Source organism: Okeania sp. SIO2B3 (assembly GCF_010672525.1).
GTDB lineage: Bacteria > Cyanobacteriota > Cyanobacteriia > Cyanobacteriales > Microcoleaceae > Okeania.
Map to the genome: position 1 here is coordinate 20,359 of NZ_JAAHGH010000043.1, position 19,779 is coordinate 40,137.

Consider the following 19,779-nt stretch of genomic DNA (forward strand, 5'->3'; position numbering starts at 1 on the left):
ATTAATAAAGTTTTTCTCAGCCATCAAAAGCAATAGTGAATAGCTGATAGCTGACCGCTGAATGCTTAGATTAATAAATTAAATCGTTGATAAAAATCTTCTTTTGTTAATGTAATTAATGGTGTTAAATCTAAAACAGTTCTCATAGTCAATTATTATCAATTTTGTTCTATTTTAGGTGTATTTTAGGTGGTTATTTAAGCAACACCATAGCCTGTATAAGGACGCTTATAAGGTGGATGTAGCCCTAATACAATATCCTCTTTATCAACGCCCATTTCTATTAATTCTTGACCAACATCACTCTCCGTTGCATTTTGCTGAAGCCAAATTTTTCCATCTTTAATATCAAAATGTAAAACGGTATAATAAATTCGTTCTAAATCTTTCCAACCTACTCGCATAAATTGATAATGATTTCGTATTGGGTCAAAAAATAGTTGATTTTCTACCTCTTTATTTTCAGTTTGAAATTGAGCATACTTTTCTCACAAAATTTCAATGCAGGAACGATAACTTTCTAACTTATCCATTGAATAATTTCCTCCGTTTTGGGTTTGTAAATAATAAGTTTAAGTTGATAAGGCTTAATTACCACCTGAGCTAAACGACTCTGAAAGAAAGTTTGATAAGCTTCAACAGGAACTGCTAGATAAAGCAACCTTTCTGGGTCATTCACTTCTAGCATAATGCGGTAGTTCAAAAACTGACCTAAAGCAGTATGAAAACTACTGATAGCAGATATACTGACAAAGCTCTTAATTTCCACAGCAATTTTTTCGTTGCCTCTATTAGCAGCAATTAATCTTTCCGCACCTAAATCAATCTTAACTAGAACTTCTTCCCATTCTAATTCTAGTGGATCTTTGGTAATAATCCATTGGTCTTTCTCTAAAGCTCGTTTTACAGCTTCATGGAAAATATCTTTTGCTGCCATTTTTTCTATTTTTAATTCAAAAGCAAATTTGTGCAATAGGAGTCGAACAACAAGTTTCTTAATAGTTATTTTACCCAAAAATCGTGGTCTAAAGCCCCCCCTTTTAAGGAAAAAAAAAAGAGAATTCCGTATTTTCTTGCCTCCTTATTGCAGAGGTACTGATAAGTGATAACTGATAACTGATAACTGAAATGACCAACAGTCTCTAATTTGATTTTTATGATAATAAATCTTTTGCTCGTTACCCATTACCTTTTCCCTCGTAACACTTTTCCACAAAATTCAAGTAACTATTTTGAAACACTTCTCTAGAAAATTTATAGGCGTGTTTTTTAATAATTTCTGCCTGAAAATATGCCTGATAATTTTCAAATTTTTCTACTGCTTCTATTAATGCTTTTTCTGTTTGTTCAGAAAACAATAAACCAGTTGCCGAATCCGGATATTTTCTCATATCTAATACTGTTTCTGTCGCCCCACCAACCCCATAAGCAATAACTGGCGTACCACAAGCTTGTGCCTCTACTAAAGCCATCCCAAAATCTTCACAAGCAGCATAAATAAAACCTTTAGCTTCTGACATATATTGAGTAACTACTTCTTCAGTTTGCCAACCCATAATTTTCACATTAGATTTAGCAAGACGACGTAATTTATTTAATTCTTCACCCGTACCAATAACTATTAAATCTCGTCCTAACTGATTAAAAGCTTTAACAATTAAAGATACTTTTTTGTAACTCACTAATCTACAAACTGTTAGATAAAAGTCTTGTTTCTGAGATTTAAAAGGAAACTTTTCGACATTTACTGGTGGATAAATTACTTCTGCTTCGCGTCGATAACAACGCCAAATTCTTCTAGCGGTATGTTGAGAATTAGCAATAAAATAGTCTACTCGGTTAGCAGAAATTACATCCCATTCTCTGAGTCTATGTAAAAGATATCTGGTCAAAATTCCAGGGATACCTTTGCCTAATTTACTACTATTTAGATAGTCAAAAGTTAAATCCCAAGCATAACGCATAGGAGTATGACAATAGCAAATATGTAATTGATAAGGTGTAGTAATAACAGCTTTAGCAACTGCATGAGAAGAAGATAAAATCACATCATATTCTCGTAGGTCTAATTGTTCAATTGCTATTGGTAATAGAGGTAAATATTTTTGTACTCCGTTACGAGCTAAAGGCAAATGTTGTAAAAATGTTTTGCCTATTTTACGTTGATAAAGATAACTTTCAGGATTGCTTGACTCGAAATCAATTAAAGCGTATAAATCTGCATTAATATGCTGGAGAATTTCCCTAACAACCAGTTCCGAACCACCAGTTGCTTTAGGTGTTAACCATTCATGAACAAGAGCATATTTTACTTCCACAGTAGATTTTTAAGTATTTAAAGATTGAACAATTATAGGAATAGTTTAACAATTAATAATTAATAATTAATAATTAATAATTAGGGTTTGCTGAAAAAGTCTTATGGGTGAGGGTAGGAGACAGGAGACAGGAGACAACCCACCCCTAACCCCTCCCAGGAGGGGAGAAAAAGGAATTTAGAGGAGGTAGGAGCTAAGTTTTGTCCCTTGATTTTTCTGCCCAACTATGAGCCTAAAATACGCTCCTTTTTGAGCGTGAAGAACTGAAAACCAGACACTTTTTAAAGGCATCAAAAAGGCTAAAAACTTTATCTGTAAATACTTTTAGATTTAATCAGCAAGCCCTAATTATATCTTCTTTTCAAGGAGAGGATTGACTAATGGGACTTACACAAAATAAACATAAAATAGACTCAAATTATAGATGGGCAGAGGCTTTCACGTCAAAAAGGCATAAATCCTGAATAAGCACGGGTTCTAGCCATTTTTCAGGCTTTAACGTAATTCCCTTGTCTAGACTGACTTTGACGCATTTTTTCTATCAAAAAATGTCTAAGTACCACTAAAAGGAAAATTTTTTCTCTCTTGGTCTATTGGATATGGTGAGGGGACTTCGCCATCCCTCGACCGCTTGTTTCTACTTTAAAGAAGAGGCTTTAAACCCTAATTATTCGGTAAGATAAGGAGCAAGATAGGGAACAAGCAAAAAATATTTATCCCGTTAACTATACAACATTAATCTAGAATTTACTGTACAATTTTTTGGGTTATTTTCTTCTTCCTTCTTCCTTCTTTTTCTCTCCTGACTCCTCCGTAGTTATTTATAAGTATTTAACCAGACATGATATTACTTCTTCCCTCTTCCCTCTTCCCTCTTCCTTCTTCCTTCTTCCTTCTTACTGAGAAGCTAATTTATCTGCCCAACGAGTTGTTTCTGGCAAGCGATATTTAGTAGTACATTTCAACACATAATTTATGGCAGTTTTTAAGCTAATTCTATGACCAGTTGAAACATAAATTGGTTTAACCCCAGTACGAGTTCTCACAACTGCACCAATAACTTCTTCTTCATCTATTATTGGTTGCCAATTACCCCTTTCTAAACCAACAGAATTATGTTGACCAATATAGTGAGACTTAGCTACACCAATACTAGGAATATTAACTAAAACTCCTAAATGACAAGCTATACCAAATCTACGGGGATGAATTAATCCTTGACCATCACAAAGCAATAATTCAGGAGTAATATTTAGCTTTTCTAAAGCATCTAAAATAGCAGGTATCTCTCGAAAAGATAATAATCCAGGAACATAAGAAAAAGAAGTAGAACGTTTAACTATAGACTGTTCTAATAATTCTAATTTTGGAAAACTTAAAACTGCTACTGCTGCTTGAGTAATCTGATCTGAATCACTATAACCAACATCAATACCAGCTACATATTTAATAGTTCCAAATTGGTCTTCAGTTATTACTTGATGACGGAGTTTTTGTTGCAGAGCGATTGCTGTTTCTACATCCCTAGGAAAAGGAAAATTTTGGTCTATTTTCATATATATAGTCTTGATGATTCAACTACAGCAATTTCCAAAATTATGAGGTACAGTTGACGGGGTAAATATTTTTTTACTTGTTTCCTATTCTGCTCCTTATATTACCGAATAATTAAGCTTTAAAGCCTCTCCTTTCAAGGATAAACAAGAAAAAAAATTCCTTCCTATCCTTGAAAATAATAATTAATAATTATTAATTATTAAACTATTCCCTTCTTTAAGAAGATGTACTATCTCTTCTTCCTAACTCATAAACAGCACCAGTTACACAAACAATTATCCCTATACTAATTGACCAACTTTTATCTAAACCAATTTCTACACCCCAATTACATAAACTGCCTACAATTAAAAAAGGCACAATACTAAAAATAGAAGCATAAAAAGCATTTTGAGATTCTCTTGCTTTACGCGTCTTTTCAAATTCCTCCTCGGATGTATACAATGCTCTTTCTGCAAAATTAAACCAACGGTTAAGTTGTAATCTCACCCACTCACTGAGAGGGGAAAAACCCCAATATAAGGCCAAAGACCAGAGAGATGCACCTGCGATCGCTGTGGCATCTATGGCCAATCTAAAGGGAAAAATTTCTTCTAGAATCATTTTTTAAAATCTTAAATTATTTTATTCAAAAAAATTTTAAATCCTTGGATTATAGCAAATTTCAGAAAAGTATAAAATTTTTGGCAAATTATACCCGATCAAAAAAGGTTGTTATATCTGATTTATCAAGTAGACGTCTCCGAAAAAGAATAGACTTTTTACAACAGAGATATTATCTATCAAAAATCTCAAATTACATAAGTTATTATAGGTAAATTCTTAACTAGATATCCTCAATAAATTTAATGACAATTGATAATATTGAAAATTTTGACTGGGAATATCATCTCAAACTTATTGTTGCGGGAGTTGCATCTAAAATTGGCGAAGAATTTTTTTACGCTTGTGCTCAATACCTTTCTCAAGTTTTACAAATAAAATATGGATTTATTGCAGAATGTTTAGACAGTCCTCAGATACAAGTTAGGGTGTTAGCTTTTTGGTCAGGAGACAAATTTATATCCAATTTTCAATACTATTTAGATGGAACTCCTTGTGATGCTGTTTATCAAACAGGTCTAGCAATTTATCCCCATTCAATTCAACAACTTTTCCCAAAAGATAGAGATTTATTAACATTAGAAGCGGAAAGTTATTTAGGGATTGCTATTATAGATAGTCATGGAAAAACTATAGGTCATATTGCAGGTTTAGATACTAAACCTTTAAAAAACAATTATGAACAACAAAAATCTATATTAAAGATATTTGCAGCTCGAGCTGCATCCGAAATTGAGCGCCAGTTAGGTGAAAAAGCATTAAAACAGCAAAATATCTATTTACAAGAAACTCTGGAAAAATTGAAAAAGACTCAAGCTCAACTCATTCATGCTGAAAAAATGTCTAGTTTAGGGCAAATGGTTGCCGGAGTTGCCCATGAGATTAATAATCCTGTTACCTTTATTTTGGGTAATTTAAATCACGTCGATCGCTATACTAAAGATTTATTAGATTTAGTTTATTTTTTGGATAAAAATTATTCAAATTTACCCGATGAAGTTGTAGACAAAATTGAAGAAATTGAATTGGATTATATTGAGGAAGATTTACCCAAGTTATTAGATTCAATGGAAGGAGGGGCAAACCGTATTAGTAAAATTGTTAAGTCATTGCAAGTTTTCTCCCGCTTAGATAAAACAAAAGTAATGTCTGTAGATATTCATGTAATTATTAACAGTATATTACTAATCCTTCAACCCCGTTTACAAAATCCATTGCTTCAGATTAAAGTCATTCAAGATTATGGTGAACTGCCTTTAATTAATTGTTATCCTAACCCATTAAAGCAAGCAATAATGAATATTATTAATAATGCCATTGATGCACTAGAAATAAAATTTTCTCAGAATAAATTTGGAGAAGAACAACCAAAAATTTCTATCAGAACAAAAAAATTAGAAAATGACTGGTTCGGGATTTATATTTCTGATAATGGCTTGGGTATAACAAAGGAAAATTACTCTAAAATATTCGACCCCTTTTTTACAACTAAACCAGTCAGTCAAAGCATAGGTTTAGGACTATCAATCAGTTATCAAATTATTGTTGAACAACATGAAGGTAGAATAAAATGTATTGCTTCTCCTGAAAAAGGAGCGGAATTTGCGATCGAAATACCAACTTGAAAGTTTGTGACGACATTTTTGAGCATAACTTTGCAAATTTCTGTTGTTACTCAAGCAAAAAAATCACCTAAATTAGGCGATATTAAAATAGCTACACGGGTGAAGTTTAGCTCTAGATTCTATCTTATATTGAAGATACTTAAAAAGACAACAATCAAGTCAAATATGATTACTAAATATCTCAGGAATAATACTAATTTAACTGGAATAAATAGCCTAGTAATGATTTACAATTCAAGACAAATATATAGAAATAATACCTAAAATTATATAATGATGTTATGACAAATCATAATTTTGACTCGGAATATAATCTCAAACTCATTGTTGCAGGAATAGCATCTAAAATCGGCGAAGAATTTTTTCGGGCTTGTGTTAAATACCTGGCTCGAGTGTTGCAAATTAGATATGCAATAATTGCAGAGTTTGTAGACGACGATCAGCCAAAAGCTAAGATATTAGCCTTTTGGACAGGAGATTGTTTTGGGTCTAATTTTGAATATAATTTAATTGGAACTCCCTGTGGTATTGTTTATGAAAAAGGTCTGCAAATTTATCCAAATTCAATTCAACAGCTTTTTCCAGAAGATCAAGACTTATTAACTTTGCAAGCTGAAAGTTATTTAGGAATTGCTATTATAGATAGTCATGGAAAAAATATTGGTCATATTGCAGGCTTAGATACTAAACCTTTAAAATACAATTATGCTCAACAAGAATCTATTTTAAAAATATTTGCAGCTCGCTCTGCAGCTGAAATTGAGCGTCAATTAGCTGAAAAAGCCTTAAAACAGCAAAATATTTACTTACAAAACACTCTGGAAAAGTTGAAAAAGACTCAAACTCAACTCATTCACGCTGAAAAAATGTCTGCTTTGGGGCAAATGGTTGCTGGAGTTGCTCACGAGATTAATAATCCTGTAACCTTTATTTCGGGTAACTTAAATTATGTTAACGCCTATACAAAAGATTTATTAGATTTAGTTCATCTTTTTCAAAAAAATTCCTCAAATTTACCAGATGAAGTTGAAGCAAAAATTGAAGAGATGGAATTGGATTATATTGAAGAAGATTTACCCAAGCTATTAGCTTCCATGGCAAGCGGATCAAATAGAATTAGTGACATTGTCAAATCATTACGAACTTTTTCTCGCCTAGATGAAGCAGAGATAAAATATGTAGATATTCATAAAGATATTGATAGTACTTTACTCATTCTTCAAGCTCGTTTACAAAATCTACCGTTTCAGATTAAAGTTATTCAAGATTATGGTGAATTACCTCTAGTTAATTGTTATGCTAGTGCATTAAACCAAGCTGTAATGAATATTATCAATAATGCCATTGATGCACTAGAAACAAAATTTTCTCCAAATAAATTTACAGAAGAGCAACCAACAATTCGCATCAACACAAAAAAATTAGAAAATAATTGGATAGGGATTTATATTTCTGATAATGGTTTGGGTATGACAGAGGAAAATAGTTCTAAAATTTTTGACCCCTTTTTTACTACGAAAGAAGTTGGTAAAGGCACAGGTTTAGGATTATCAATAAGTTATCAAATTATTGTTGAACAACATAAAGGAAGAATAAAATGTATTTCTTCTCCTGAAAAAGGAGCGGAATTTGTGATTGAAATACCAACTTGACATTTTTTGACTGCATTTTTGGGTATAACTTTAAACTACTGAAAATTCTCAGATACTAAATGTCTCAGACCTCTACATTTACTCAACAAAAATCACTCAGGATTTTCCATTTTCAGGATTGAAACACTAGATATAATAGCACTATAGTTTTTCTTCTCTATATTTAGCCTTAATCTCCTAAATCCTGTTTTGATATAAACTACTGAAAATTCTCAGGTACTAAATGTCTCAGACCTCTACATTTACTCAACAAAAATCACTCAGGATTTTCCATTTTCAGGATTAAAACACTAGGTATAATAGCACTATAGTTTTTCTTCTCTATATTTAGCCTTAATCTCCTAAATCCTGTTTTGATATAAACTATTGAAAATTCTCAGGTACTAAATGTCTCAGACCTATAAATTTACTCAACAAAAATCACTCAGGATTTTCCATTTTCAGGATTAAAACACTAGATATATATAGCACTATAGTTTTTCTTCTCTATATTTAGCCTTAATTTCCTAAATCCTGTTTTGATATAAACTACTGAAAATTCTCAGTTACTCAATAGCTTATACCTATAAATTTACTCAACAAAAATGAGTTAGAATTTTCCATTTTCAGGATTGAAACACTAAATCCAGTATATCAATATATATAGCACTATAGTTTCAAAAAGCTTTCCTTAAGGGACGGGCCTTGAAACCCAAATTTTCAGTAAACTAATTTTTGACAGATGGCAATATGGTTAAATTATGATACAATTCCTCAGAATCTTCAGGTGCGTCAAATCATCCCTGGTCACAAGAAATTGAGGAGTGAATAAAAACCATGTCAAATCCAATCCCTCTTGGTTTGCCTTTGGTATCTAATCCTATAAAGCAGTATTTTAATAAATCAAAAAAAATTTTACTATTACTAGGAATTATCGGAGCTGGCTTCACCACTACAGGACTCAAACAAGAATTAGTCACAGCTCAAGAACCCACAATTAATAATCAACAAATAGCCTACGTCAATAACTGGCAAAATGCTTCCTTCCCAGTCGAAAACTTTCAAGGATATACATCCCCTTTTGGCCCTAGAGGAGGGGGATTTCATTATGGGTTAGACCTAGCAGCACCTCAAGGAAGCTACATCCGAAATTGGTGGGCAGGCAAAGTTGTAGAAGTTTGGGAAGATAGACGATGTGGGACTGGCATTGTAGTTAAGTCAGGTTATTGGGAACACGTTTACTGCCACGTTCAAGGAGGCGTAGAAACTCATGGCGGACGTCGTTATTTAGTAGATCGTGGTGGTGGAATTATGCTACTTCAAGGTCAAGTACTACCTGCCGGGACTCGAATAGCGAGAGTGGGAATGACTGGTAGAACCAGTGGCCCTCATCTTCATTGGGGTTTGAAATATGGGGGTCGTTGGGTAGACCCTGGTTTAATTTTACGAGAGATGTATGCTCAACAAACTAGGAGTCTATCAGGCTTACAAGGTAGATAATTAAAAGCCTTTCCTGGTGGAATGCTGCGCAAACAGCAATTGAGCAGTTCAGCGGTCAGCTTTCCGCGCAAAGCTGCGCAAACAGATACCTAATTATATGCACTACCTTTTTCGACTGATAGCTGAAGCACTAATAGCTGATAGCTATTTAAAAAGGAAAAAAAGGGGGTAGGAGTTCATCGAAAACTTCAAATTTCGATCTTCAACTAAATTTCAAAAAGGAGTCCCGCATTGTAATCTATAGACATCTCCAATAATAAAAAATAAAATCAATTATCACACAGAAATTATCAATTATTTCCCTTTACTGCCTACTGCCTACTGCCTCTTTTCTGGAGATGTCTTATGATTCAGTGCCGGGAGGAATTTTTAATTTCAAATAAAATGAAGCTTCATTGTTAATTGATATTTTTGCCATTTGAAGTATCGTATAATAATGAAGCAAATAACAACTATATCCTGTAAATTGAAGGTCAGCCCAGAAGTGGCAAAAGAAATGGAAGCCACTATGGAAATGTTTGCTAATGCTTGTCAGTGGAGATGTCGGCAACTACAGCAACGGTTATCGGTTCAACAATGAATAATGAATAATGAATAATGAATAATTACCTCTCCTTGAAAGAAGAGGATTGATTAATAATGAATTTTTTTCTTTATTATCCCCTTAAAAGGGGAGGCGCATACCCACAATTTTTCGGTAAAGAACGACGCTATCAAAAACATATTAATCACGAAATAACAACTTATTTAGTCACAAAAGCAGCGACTAATAAAAGTTCTATTGCCATAGAAGATTTAACTAATATTAGACAAAGAACTAATCAGCAACCAAGAAGTAAGAAAGAAAGAAGATTATCTAATAGTTGGGCTTTTGATCAGTTCAGAATATTTCTTGCTTATAAATGTGCGTTACATGGCGTGAAATTAATATTAGTTAATCCAGCATATACTAGCCTTACTTGCCACAAATGTTTGCATATAAGTCCGACAAAAGAAACTACATATAGGAAAGGTAAAAACTACCACTGCTTTCATTGTGGGTGGAAAGGGGATGCTGATTATAATGGTGCCAAAAATATAGCTGCTTTGGGGTTGAGTGTAAACCAGCCTGGAGGTCCCTGGTTATCCTGTGAAGTTAGCTGTCTTGATTTCGTACCAAGACAGCTAACTATATAGGATATACTGGAGGGCTACGAAAAGCCCGCATCATAATATCTGATTTGATGCCGGGTAGTTTACCTTTTCTTTTCTAAATTAACAGAAAGAGCCTGTTTCTCAGGTAATGTCGTGTATTCCGAAACAATTCTCCGGAACTCTTCACCCTCAATAGTTTCCTTTTCTATTAAAAGGTCTACCAACCTGTCCATCACCACACGATTTTCTCTAATGATTCGGCGAGCTTCCTCATAACAATGAACAGCCATTGCTCGAACTTGATGGTCAATCTTAGTAGCTACTTCCTCAGAATATTCTGACTGTGACTGCCAACCTCGACCCAAAAAGACTTCCTCACTAGGATTCTCCAGAGCAATTGGCCCTAAATCGGACATTCCATAACGAGTTACCATTTCACGAGTCAAATTAGCCACACTCCTAATATCGTTAGCAGCTCCTACTGTTACCTCCGCAGGACCAAAAATCTCTTCCTCCGCAGCACGTCCACCTAGAGAAATTGTAATTCTATCTATTAACCAAGAGCGGGTATATAATCCACTGTCAACCATTCCCTCATCCATAATTGGTTGAGCAAAACCACCCACTCCTCCAGAACGAGGAATAATACTCACCTTATTCAGAGGGTCGGCATTTTTGAGCAAAGTCATTAACAAAGCGTGTCCGACTTCATGGTAACCAATTAACCGTTTTTTCTTACTATCCAATAATGGAGTTAAACTCAAACCGATGGTCACTCGGTCAATAGCATCATCAATTTCTGAAGGTGTAATTGCTTCCTTACGTCTTCTAGCAGTCAGAATAGCTGCTTCATTCAGCATATTCGCTAAATCTGCTCCCGAAAAACCAGGTGTCCGTCGAGCGATCGCCTCTAAAGAAATCTCTGGAGTTAGTTTTTTATTCCGAGCATGGACTTCTAAAATTCCCAAGCGTCCATTATAAGCAGGCAAGTCTACAGTTACTTGTCTATCAAACCTACCAGGACGTAATAATGCAGCATCCAAGACATCAGGGCGGTTAGTTGCAGCGATAATAATGATGCCTGTATTACCTTCAAACCCATCCATCTCTGTGAGTAACTGGTTTAGGGTTTGTTCCCGTTCATCGTTACCCCCACCAATACCAGCACCTCGTTGTCTACCCACCGCATCTATTTCATCTATAAATATGATGCAAGGAGCATTTTCTTTAGCTTTGCGAAATAAGTCTCTTACACGAGAAGCTCCCACACCCACGAACATTTCCACAAATTCTGAGCCAGAGATACTGAAAAATGGAACTCCTGCTTCTCCAGCGATCGCTTTTGCCAATAGAGTTTTACCTGTTCCCGGAGGTCCTACCAAAAGTACACCTTTAGGAATTTTTGCCCCAATAGCTGTAAATTTTTCTGGCTTTTTGAGGAAACTGACTACTTCCTGAAGTTCTTCTTTTGCTTCTTCGATACCTGCCACATCATCAAATAATACTCCTGTTTTGGCCTCCATCTGAAAACGCGCCCTGGACTTGCCAAAGTTTAAAGCATTCCCCTGTGACTGACTAGAACGACGCAGAATACTTAACAATACAATGATAACTACAAAGACGATGAGGATATTAAATATAATGCCCATAGCAGCGCTATTGTCGGGAGAGCGCTTCAGTTCAAAGTCAATTTTTTGAGCGCGAACTCGGTCCAGTAACTCTGGGTTATACTCAAATAAATTGACGGTATACATAGATTCATTACTTTTTTGCCCTTTCAGGCTAACTTTAGCAATTCCTTGAGAGGGATAAGCATCTATTTCTGTAACTTCTCCAGCATTAATTTTCTCTAATAGTTGAGTATAGGTGAGAGTGTTTTGAGTATTCGTTTTATTAGCAAAAGCTGGAGTTCCTAGTAACGCACCTTGAGTAATTATCCCAGTCGCCAAAATTCTCCATATAAGTTTTTTATATTTTTGAAAAATAATAGTTTTGGTATTTTGGGTATTAGCTCTAGGGTTGCGTGGTGATGGGTGATGGTTGTTAATTTTATTTAGCCCATCTGTTTTTATTTGTTTCCAGAAATTTTTCATTAGTATTCTTGAGTGGTGGCCTTTTATCTATATTAAGGGTATATATCTATAATCAATAACGTATTTCAAAGGTGAAGTAGCTGGTAATTTTCATTAGATATCTCCGATAATCAAAAATAAAATCAATTCCATACGCATAAATCATCAATTATTTCCCCCTACTCCCTACACCCTCTTTTCCGGAGAGGTCTATTATCTTTGCAATAGTAGTAGTTTGATTTATACCTGATACCAATTACCATGCATTAATGCTTAACTTAAGTCGCACTTCAATTATTAAGTAATTAACACAAGCCAAATGACATTTTTGGTAATTATTAAATAGCTCCCATCAGTATTTTATATCTAAATCAAGCGATCGCTCTATGTCTCTCAACCAACGCCTGAAACATATTTGTCTTACATTGTATTATTGCGACATACGCAATAAAAGAGAAGGAAGATGTTAACTAGGAGCTTTATAAAATCCTTATGGAATATTAGCCCACGCTCTGTGCTTTTGGCTGCTTGAGTCCTGGAAACAGCCGTGGGTATTTGTGGCCAAAATTTTAGTATTTCATCCTCTGCCTCACCAACCCCATTGGCACTGTTCATAAAGTTCTGTAGGGGCAAATGGTTGTTTGCCCCTACTCCTCAGCTCAAGAAAATGTAGAAAAGTTTTTGAGAAATGGTATGAGGTATCCGCCTTAGTTGAAATAGAACTGCCTCACAGAATTCTGTACCTCTATTTTTAAATAGCTCTCATCAGGGTTTTATATCTAAATCAAGCGATCGCTCTATGTCTCTCAACCAACTCCTGAAACACATTTGTATTGCATTGTAATATTGCGACATACGCAATAAAAGAGAAGGAAGATGTTAACTAAGAGCTTTATAAAACCCATTTGGAATATTAGCCCGCGCTATGTGCTTTTGGCTGCCTGAGTCCTGGAAACAGCCGTGGGTATTTGTGGCCAAAATTTTAGTATTTCATCCTCTGCCTCACCAACCCCATTGGCACTGTTCATAAAGTTCTGTAGGGGCAAATGGTCGTTTGCCCCTACTCCTCAGCTCAAGAAAATGTAGAAAAGTTTTTGAGAAATGGTATGAGGTATCTGCCTTAGTTGAAATAGAACTGCCTCACAGAATTCTGTACCTCTATTTTTAAATAGCTCTCATCAGGGTTTTATATCTAAATCAAGCGATCGCTCTATGTCTCTCAACCAACGCCTGAAACATATTTGTCTTACATTGTAATATTGCGACATACGCAATAAAAGAGAAGGAAGATGTTAACTAAGAGCTTTATAAAACCCATTTGGAATATTAGCCCGCGCTATGTGCTTTTGGCTGCCTGAGTCCTGGAAACAGCCGTGGGTATTTGTGGCCAAAATTTTAGTATTTCATCCTCTGCCTCACCAACCCCATTGGCACTGTTCATGATGCCTGTGGGTATTTAACCCATAAGGGATAAAGATATCAAACAAGTAAGTTTCCGTTCTACTGAACTTATCCAAACTTACACCCAACCATTTTGACTTATGACTTGTATACACCGCCAATATGACGCTTCCCCTACCCAACTCCCAGAACTATAGAATATAAGGTAGTGCGTTCAGGAAGTGTGGGGAGGGTGGGAAGACGCTCGAAAGTAGGAAGAATAATTGTACCTGTATCTTTTTGGGCAGTGTCTCTCACCCGTCCTAACTTTTTAGTCGCTCAAGCTGAACAATTTGCACTTTTTTCGCTCCAAAAATGCGCTCAACCTTCATATATCAGTGCTTTTAGATTATATTGGCCACCCCTACTTACTTATCCCACACTTTACTGATGCACAACCGAATATAAGTTGAAGATTTTTTAATTTTTATTTGGCCAGATAAAATTAATTGAAATATAATTAAAAAATAAACAAATATATCAAACTGATATAAATGCTTGAGTTATCTGCCCTCGGTTTACTACAAAAGAAACCTCTGCACGGCTATGGTTTAAAGCAACAGTTAGAGTTATTTATGAGTAGCTGTATTAGTATCAACTATGGTGCTATATATCCTTTGCTGAAACGATTAGAAGAGCGGGGTTATGTTTTTGTAGTTACAGAAGAACCAGGGGAGGCAGGATGTAGTCGTAAAATCTATCAAATAACAGAAAAAGGACGCGATCGCTGGCGTGAAAAAATGCTAGAAAATCTCAAAGAAAGTTGGGTAAAAGGTCGCTCTAGATTTCTGATTAAATTTTTCTTTTTCAGTGATTTAGAACCCACGGAACGAGTAAAAATTCTTGAGCATCGTTTAATAGCTTGTCAACTACGTCAAGAATATTTAGAGAGTCAACAATCTGAAAATATACCACGAGACCCCTATAAATTTTCGGCTTGGAATCGAGCAAAATCAATGCTTAATTCAGAAACGCAATGGCTAACAGAAGAATTAGTCAAAGAATTAGAACTGTTGAAGAAGGAAGAAGGAAGAAGGAAGAAGGAAGAAGGAATAAGGAATAAGGAAGAAGGAAGAAGGAAGAAGGAAGAAGGAATAAGCAAAAAGTGGATTGAGACTCAAATCCCAACCAATTGTCAACACCCTGTAGACGGTGGGGTCTTAAACAAAAAAAAAGATAAACTTTTGAATCTAATCAAGTAAAAAAAACTCATTTTAACTAGATATTAACTTGAGAAATAATTCATCAAAAAAATCAACAATAAATATCAAAAAAAATGTCAAATTTCAACTCATCAAACTCAGCAATTAAAGACAAAACTAAACCACCAGAAAAGATCCAGGAAAATACCACAATAGAACTATATAAAGACCAGAAAAAAACTGTTCCGGAATGGTTTCAACCTGACAAAAAGAATTTTCCTGGCGTACTTTGGGCAACAGTAATTATTACCACTCTCGGAATAGGATTTTTAGGAGGGCAATGGTGGCAGTCTCAAAGTAGCGAAACAGCCAACAAACCATCAACAGCAGCTCCAGGTAGACGACGAAGTACCCTAGTTAAAGCCATACCAATAGAAACTACCTCCCTCCAAGAAACCTCAGAATTTGTCGGGACTCTCGAAGCCAAACGCTCAGTCAGAGTTAGACCAGAAATAGATGGTAGAGTAATAGAAATTTTAGCCCAGGAAGGAACCTTTATATCCAAAGGGCAGGCGATCGCTAAACTCAAAAGTGATAATGTAGAAGCCAACTTAAGGAGAACTAAAGCAAACCTCCGGCGAACTCAAGCACGTTTAGCAGAACTCAAAACCGGAGCAAGGCCAGAACAAATTGCCGCATCTAGAGCGCGTCTCAATCAATCTCAAGCACGTTTAGAAGAACTCAAAACCGGAGCAAGGCCAGAACAAATTGCCGCAGCTAGAGCGCGTCTTAATCAATCTCAAGCAAGTTTAGACGAACTACGAGCAGGTACTCGTAATGAAGAAATTGCCGAGGCCAAAGCACAACTACAAGAGGCAGAAGCACGACTAACCGATGCCAAGTCAGGTAGTCTGTTAGAAGAAATTGCTCAAGCTAAGGCCCAAATAGAGGTACAACAAGCAGAATTAGAATTAGCTAGCGAACAAGTAAAGCGAAATCAAAATTTGAGAGATGAAGGAGCGATCGCTGAATTAACGTTTCAGGAAATTTTCAAAGAAGAAAAGGCAGCTAAAGCAAGAGTAGAAGAAGCAAAGAGACGAGTGACCCAGTTGCAAAGAAATAGAGAGTCTACAATTGAGACATTAGAAGCAGCAGTGGAACAACAACGGCAAGTATTGAGAAGGTTAGAAAATGGCACTCGTCCCGAAGAAATTGCCAGAGCAGAGGCGGAGGTAGCAGAAGCTCGTAGTAATTTAGAAGAGTTGCAAAATGGCACTCGTCCCGAAGAAATTGCCAGAGCAGAGGCGGAGGTGGCAGAAGCTCGTAGTAATTTAGAGGAGTTACAAAATGGTACTCGTCCCGAAGAAATTGCTCAGGCCACCGCAGAGGTAGCAGCAGCACAAGCAGAGGTAGAGAGTTTAGAAGTGGAGTTACAGGATACGGTAGTTGTAGCTCCTTTTGCTGGAATTGTGGGAAATATGATTGTCAAAATTGGAGATTTTGTTACTGACGATGACACTATTACTTCTGTGACGGCAAATCAAGTATTGGAAATCAATTTACCAATTCCTTTAGAGCGACGAGGGGATTTAAAATTGGGTTTACCTGTGGAAATTAATAATTCAGAAGGGAAAGTTCTGGGTATGGGGAAGGTTAGTTTTATTTCTCCTACTGTTAGTAGTGACTCTCAAACTATTTTAGTCAAAGCAGATGTGGAGAATAGTGCTGGAAAGTTAAAAGATGGTCAGTTTGTGCGGGTAAATATGATTTGGGATAGACGCCAAACTGTAGTTGTACCAATGACGGCGGTAGGTTTTCTAGGAGAAGAAAGGTTTGTGTATTTGTTGGAGGGAGCGGGTGAAGAGCAGAAAGCAAAACGTCAAATAATTGAGTTAGGTTTGGTTAAGGGTGATGTGACTGAGGTGGTATCTGGTTTACAACCTGGTGATAAGTTGATTGTTTCAGGGGTGCAAAAGTTGAAGGATGGTTCTGCTGTGAAGCTTTTAAATTCTGGAAAGGGAAAGGATAAGGGTGTTGCTGAATAAATGATTTTACAGGAGTCAGGAGTCAGGAGTCAGTCCTCAGAAGTCAGTAGGTAGCTCTATCAAGTATTAATGCTTAATTTATTCTCTAGTAGTGGAGTGGCACACCTAATATCAATTTGATAAATATTTGTTATACCAATTTGATAAATTTTTGCTACAAATAGTTAGGTTATTTCTTAGGAGTCAACCCACCCCTCGCCCCTCCCCCGACCGTGGAGGAGCACTCAGGAGGACCGAGTTATCTGGGAATAGCTTTTATATCATTTATTAGGTCTGAATTTATCTTTTTAGTCAAAATTGCTTCTCCTGCACTTGTCTTTTAATCCGCTCTTAGAAACCTACGATTATCTATATAAATCTATGATTTTCTCTAAATAATCTGTTCTATTCCTGCTTCAATCTGGCAACGTCGGCGTTATCCAGTCCACAGGCTGTCACGGTCGTTTGCTTCGCAACGCTGGCGCGAAACGCGCTAGCGTTGCGGAGCAAACTGACCGCCATAGCTAAATTTAACGCTGCATTTAAGTCTCTATCGCAACTAAAACCACACTTTTCACATTCAAAAACACGTTCTGATAAGCATAGAGACTACTTCACATGACTACAGTTAGAGCAAGTTTTAGAGCTAGGAAACCATCTATCAACAATGATTAACTCAGAGCCGTACAGTTGACACTTATACTTTAACTGTCTTCTGAATTCATAAAAACCCATATCGGCAACAGCCTTAGCTAGCTTGTGATTTGCCATCATTCCTGATACATTTAGGTCTTCACCCACCCCTCTAGCTCCCCTCCCGGGAGGGGATGGGGGTGGGTTGTGGTTTTTAGCCAAATAGGTTGTTAGTTTATGCAACGTATCTTTCCTGATGTCAGCTATTTTTGTTTGTAGTCTCGCTATTTTTAGCTGTGCTTTTTTCCAGTTATTGGAAAACTTAGTTTTATGCCTGTTTAGGTATTGCAGTCGTGATAGCTTAGACTCTAACTTTTTGTAAGATTTAGCACCGTCAAACACTTCCCCTGTGGACAATGTTGCCAAAGTTGTAATTCCTAAATCTACACCAACTACATCTATTGGTTTCTCAGTAATTTGGCATTCTCTTTCTGCTTTTAAAGAGACAAACCATCTATCAGCTTTCTTGGCTTAAGTTACAGACTTAGGAGTTACATTATCTGGCAGTATTTCATAAGTTTTAATCCATCCAATTCGGGGCAGTTTTATATGATTAAAACCGACTGTAATTGAACAATCTAAAGTAAAACTATCGTCTTTACCTTTTTTCTTAAATTTAGGTACTCCCGACACTTTACTGAATCTTCGCTTCCAAGCATTTGATAAATACCTCAAAGCATATTGAGGCGCTGTTTTAGAGACTTCATAATACCAATAGTTATTCGGTTTAACCATTGCCACCAAAAGTTTATGCAGGTCGATAGATGTGGGAAATTTAAGTTTACCTGAAGGATTATTTGAATCGCTTAACTGTTTATTCAAAAAACTTCAGTTATTCAGTAAAAAACTTGCTCCAAGGAGAACCTTCAAATTTTTCTTTTAGCTCATAGTAGTTAGAAATTATTTCAGGTAATGTACCTTTATTTTGCTTGAGCGTTAATGAATATAATCTTTGTAGTTTAACTCCCAAAAATTGCTGTATTCGTTTAGTTTCTTGCAGAGTTTTTTGTACTAAATTTTCATAAATTACTTCAATTTTTTGATGTTCGTTAAAAAAGCTATCATACTCCTCTTCCCATTTTTTAGTTTCTTCAAAAAGTTTCAGGCAATCATCATAATTTAGTCGAACTGGTGCAGAATTATGTCGATATTTTTCATCCTTCAAAATCCATTGATTGGTAATTTTTGCCAGATGAGAGGATAAGCATACCTTGAGTAAATTATCTCTTTTTAAATGAATAATTTTGATTTCTTTATTTTCCTTTAAATATTGCCATATCTTTTGTAGTTCTGAAGATTGAGCCTGATAATAAAATAATTTAAAACCTACGGCCGAGACAGAGGGAGGAAATTTACGAAAGACAACTTCATCTATGAATTTTCTTGGCTGTTCTTCCCTAATTTTCAGAACTTTAGAAGACCGAGGATACTTTGCGTAACCCCAATGAATTTTCCTTTTTTGTTCTGTAAAAACTTCTTCAAATGCACGGATTTTAGGATGAGATTGCAATAAGCTCATTAAAAAATTTGAACCGGTTCTGGCACGAGTTAGAACAATAAATTTTTGATACTTATCTTGACCTTTGATAATTTCTTTTGCTAAAAACCAGTCATCTAGTCGAATTTTAAATCTTTGAATTTTGGGGAAAATTTCAAAATTTTTCATTTATGATTAAGTATATTTTGACAGAGAAGCGCGAGGTACAAAATTCTGAGTTTTTAGGGAGTAGAGAGTAAGGAGTAGTAATATCATGTCCGGTTGAATAATTAGACTTTGGTGGAAGTAAGGTAGAAGGCAGCGGGAGCTGAGGGCAAAAGGGAAAAAAACCTTCTCCCTTTGAAGCTTTTTTAATCACTGATTATCCGGACATGATATAATTCAGGAAATAGGGAATAAAAATAAGAAAAACAACTATACTTCAGTAACCTGAGAAATGTTATATATTAAAAATTTAATCCTATAATAGTAAAAAAGTGTTTAAATTTATTAGTAGCTGCTAAATTTGGAGCTAATTGCAAATTTAATCCCTCTATTATCTC

Annotated in this window: 15 protein-coding genes and 2 pseudogenes; 8 read left to right on the plus strand and 9 right to left on the minus strand. The window is 35.6% G+C overall.

Annotated elements, in window-relative coordinates:
- Window positions 1-197: 197 nt before the first annotated feature.
- From F6K15_RS22970 to F6K15_RS22990, 5 genes and pseudogenes are all read right to left on the minus strand, one after another.
- Window positions 198-473: pseudogene (locus tag F6K15_RS22970) on the minus strand (XisI protein); the annotation flags it as partial.
- A gap of 47 nt (window positions 474-520) precedes the next feature.
- Window positions 521-937 carry a XisH family protein gene (locus F6K15_RS22975; RefSeq protein ID WP_293064817.1) on the minus strand — a complete coding sequence of 139 codons (417 nt, stop codon included), beginning with the start codon at window positions 935-937 and terminating at the stop codon, window positions 521-523.
- Window positions 938-1,178: 241 nt separating this feature from the next.
- Complete coding sequence (locus tag F6K15_RS22980) at window positions 1,179-2,318, minus strand: glycosyltransferase (protein ID WP_293064820.1); 1,140 nt, start codon at window positions 2,316-2,318, stop codon at window positions 1,179-1,181.
- Between the two features lie 896 nt (window positions 2,319-3,214).
- The gene (gene nfi, locus F6K15_RS22985) at window positions 3,215-3,874 is read right to left on the minus strand and encodes a deoxyribonuclease V (RefSeq protein ID WP_293064823.1); all 660 of its coding nucleotides are present in this window, start codon (window positions 3,872-3,874) and stop codon (window positions 3,215-3,217) included.
- A gap of 217 nt (window positions 3,875-4,091) precedes the next feature.
- Entirely contained in the window at window positions 4,092-4,475 is a 384-nt protein-coding gene (locus F6K15_RS22990) for a hypothetical protein (protein ID WP_293064885.1), read from the minus strand.
- Window positions 4,476-4,723: 248 nt separating this feature from the next.
- On the opposite strand from F6K15_RS22990, the gene F6K15_RS22995 reads away from it, so the two are divergent.
- The 5 genes from F6K15_RS22995 (at window position 4,724) to F6K15_RS23015 (ending at window position 10,410) form a co-directional block, all read left to right on the plus strand.
- Window positions 4,724-6,103 (plus strand): sensor histidine kinase, encoded by a 1,380-nt coding sequence (locus F6K15_RS22995; protein ID WP_293064826.1) that lies wholly within the window; start codon window positions 4,724-4,726, stop codon window positions 6,101-6,103.
- A gap of 281 nt (window positions 6,104-6,384) precedes the next feature.
- Window positions 6,385-7,755 carry a sensor histidine kinase gene (locus tag F6K15_RS23000; protein ID WP_293064829.1) on the plus strand — a complete coding sequence of 457 codons (1,371 nt, stop codon included), beginning with the start codon at window positions 6,385-6,387 and terminating at the stop codon, window positions 7,753-7,755.
- 816 nt (window positions 7,756-8,571) lie between these two features.
- Complete coding sequence (locus F6K15_RS23005; protein WP_293064832.1) at window positions 8,572-9,234, plus strand: M23 family metallopeptidase; 663 nt, start codon at window positions 8,572-8,574, stop codon at window positions 9,232-9,234.
- 436 nt (window positions 9,235-9,670) lie between these two features.
- Complete coding sequence (locus F6K15_RS23010; protein ID WP_293064834.1) at window positions 9,671-9,814, plus strand: hypothetical protein; 144 nt, start codon at window positions 9,671-9,673, stop codon at window positions 9,812-9,814.
- A gap of 59 nt (window positions 9,815-9,873) precedes the next feature.
- On the plus strand, window positions 9,874-10,410 hold the full coding sequence (locus tag F6K15_RS23015) for a transposase (RefSeq protein ID WP_293064837.1): 537 nt from the start codon (window positions 9,874-9,876) through the stop codon (window positions 10,408-10,410).
- 59 nt (window positions 10,411-10,469) lie between these two features.
- On the opposite strand, the gene ftsH is transcribed toward F6K15_RS23015, so the two are convergent.
- Window positions 10,470-12,461: an ATP-dependent zinc metalloprotease FtsH gene (gene ftsH, locus F6K15_RS23020; protein ID WP_293064839.1), complete on the minus strand. Its 1,992-nt coding sequence runs from the start codon at window positions 12,459-12,461 to the stop codon at window positions 10,470-10,472.
- Between the two features lie 1,588 nt (window positions 12,462-14,049).
- Here ftsH and F6K15_RS23025 point away from each other — a divergent pair.
- The 3 genes from F6K15_RS23025 to F6K15_RS23035 all read left to right on the plus strand — a co-directional run bounded on the left by F6K15_RS23025 (window position 14,050) and on the right by F6K15_RS23035 (window position 17,067).
- Window positions 14,050-14,271 carry a hypothetical protein gene (locus F6K15_RS23025; protein ID WP_293064842.1) on the plus strand — a complete coding sequence of 74 codons (222 nt, stop codon included), beginning with the start codon at window positions 14,050-14,052 and terminating at the stop codon, window positions 14,269-14,271.
- Between the two features lie 103 nt (window positions 14,272-14,374).
- Window positions 14,375-15,082, plus strand: a complete 708-nt coding sequence (locus F6K15_RS23030; RefSeq protein ID WP_363268528.1) for a PadR family transcriptional regulator — start codon at window positions 14,375-14,377, stop codon at window positions 15,080-15,082.
- A 74-nt stretch (window positions 15,083-15,156) separates the two neighbouring features.
- Complete coding sequence (locus tag F6K15_RS23035) at window positions 15,157-17,067, plus strand: efflux RND transporter periplasmic adaptor subunit (RefSeq protein WP_293064845.1); 1,911 nt, start codon at window positions 15,157-15,159, stop codon at window positions 17,065-17,067.
- A 384-nt stretch (window positions 17,068-17,451) separates the two neighbouring features.
- Here the strand turns inward: F6K15_RS23035 and F6K15_RS23040 are convergent.
- The 3 genes and pseudogenes from F6K15_RS23040 to F6K15_RS23050 all read right to left on the minus strand — a co-directional run.
- Window positions 17,452-18,195: pseudogene (locus F6K15_RS23040) on the minus strand (RNA-guided endonuclease InsQ/TnpB family protein); the annotation flags it as partial.
- A 15-nt stretch (window positions 18,196-18,210) separates the two neighbouring features.
- On the minus strand, window positions 18,211-18,561 hold the full coding sequence (locus F6K15_RS23045) for a hypothetical protein (protein ID WP_293064848.1): 351 nt from the start codon (window positions 18,559-18,561) through the stop codon (window positions 18,211-18,213).
- 10 nt (window positions 18,562-18,571) lie between these two features.
- The gene (locus F6K15_RS23050; protein WP_293064850.1) at window positions 18,572-19,405 is read right to left on the minus strand and encodes a sulfotransferase; all 834 of its coding nucleotides are present in this window, start codon (window positions 19,403-19,405) and stop codon (window positions 18,572-18,574) included.
- Window positions 19,406-19,779: the final 374 nt, after the last annotated feature.

Coding starts and splice junctions, on each gene's coding strand:
- F6K15_RS22975 (WP_293064817.1), bottom strand. CDS start 937: ATGGCAGCAAAAGATATTTTCCATGAAGCTGTAAAACGAGCTTTAGAG.
- nfi (WP_293064823.1), bottom strand. CDS start 3,874: ATGAAAATAGACCAAAATTTTCCTTTTCCTAGGGATGTAGAAACAGCA.
- F6K15_RS22995 (WP_293064826.1), top strand. CDS start 4,724: ATGACAATTGATAATATTGAAAATTTTGACTGGGAATATCATCTCAAA.
- F6K15_RS23000 (WP_293064829.1), top strand. CDS start 6,385: ATGACAAATCATAATTTTGACTCGGAATATAATCTCAAACTCATTGTT.
- F6K15_RS23005 (WP_293064832.1), top strand. CDS start 8,572: ATGTCAAATCCAATCCCTCTTGGTTTGCCTTTGGTATCTAATCCTATA.
- F6K15_RS23010 (WP_293064834.1), top strand. CDS start 9,671: ATGAAGCAAATAACAACTATATCCTGTAAATTGAAGGTCAGCCCAGAA.
- F6K15_RS23015 (WP_293064837.1), top strand. CDS start 9,874: ATGAATTTTTTTCTTTATTATCCCCTTAAAAGGGGAGGCGCATACCCA.
- ftsH (WP_293064839.1), bottom strand. CDS start 12,461: ATGAAAAATTTCTGGAAACAAATAAAAACAGATGGGCTAAATAAAATT.
- F6K15_RS23030 (WP_363268528.1), top strand. CDS start 14,375: ATGCTTGAGTTATCTGCCCTCGGTTTACTACAAAAGAAACCTCTGCAC.
- F6K15_RS23035 (WP_293064845.1), top strand. CDS start 15,157: ATGTCAAATTTCAACTCATCAAACTCAGCAATTAAAGACAAAACTAAA.
- F6K15_RS23050 (WP_293064850.1), bottom strand. CDS start 19,405: ATGAAAAATTTTGAAATTTTCCCCAAAATTCAAAGATTTAAAATTCGA.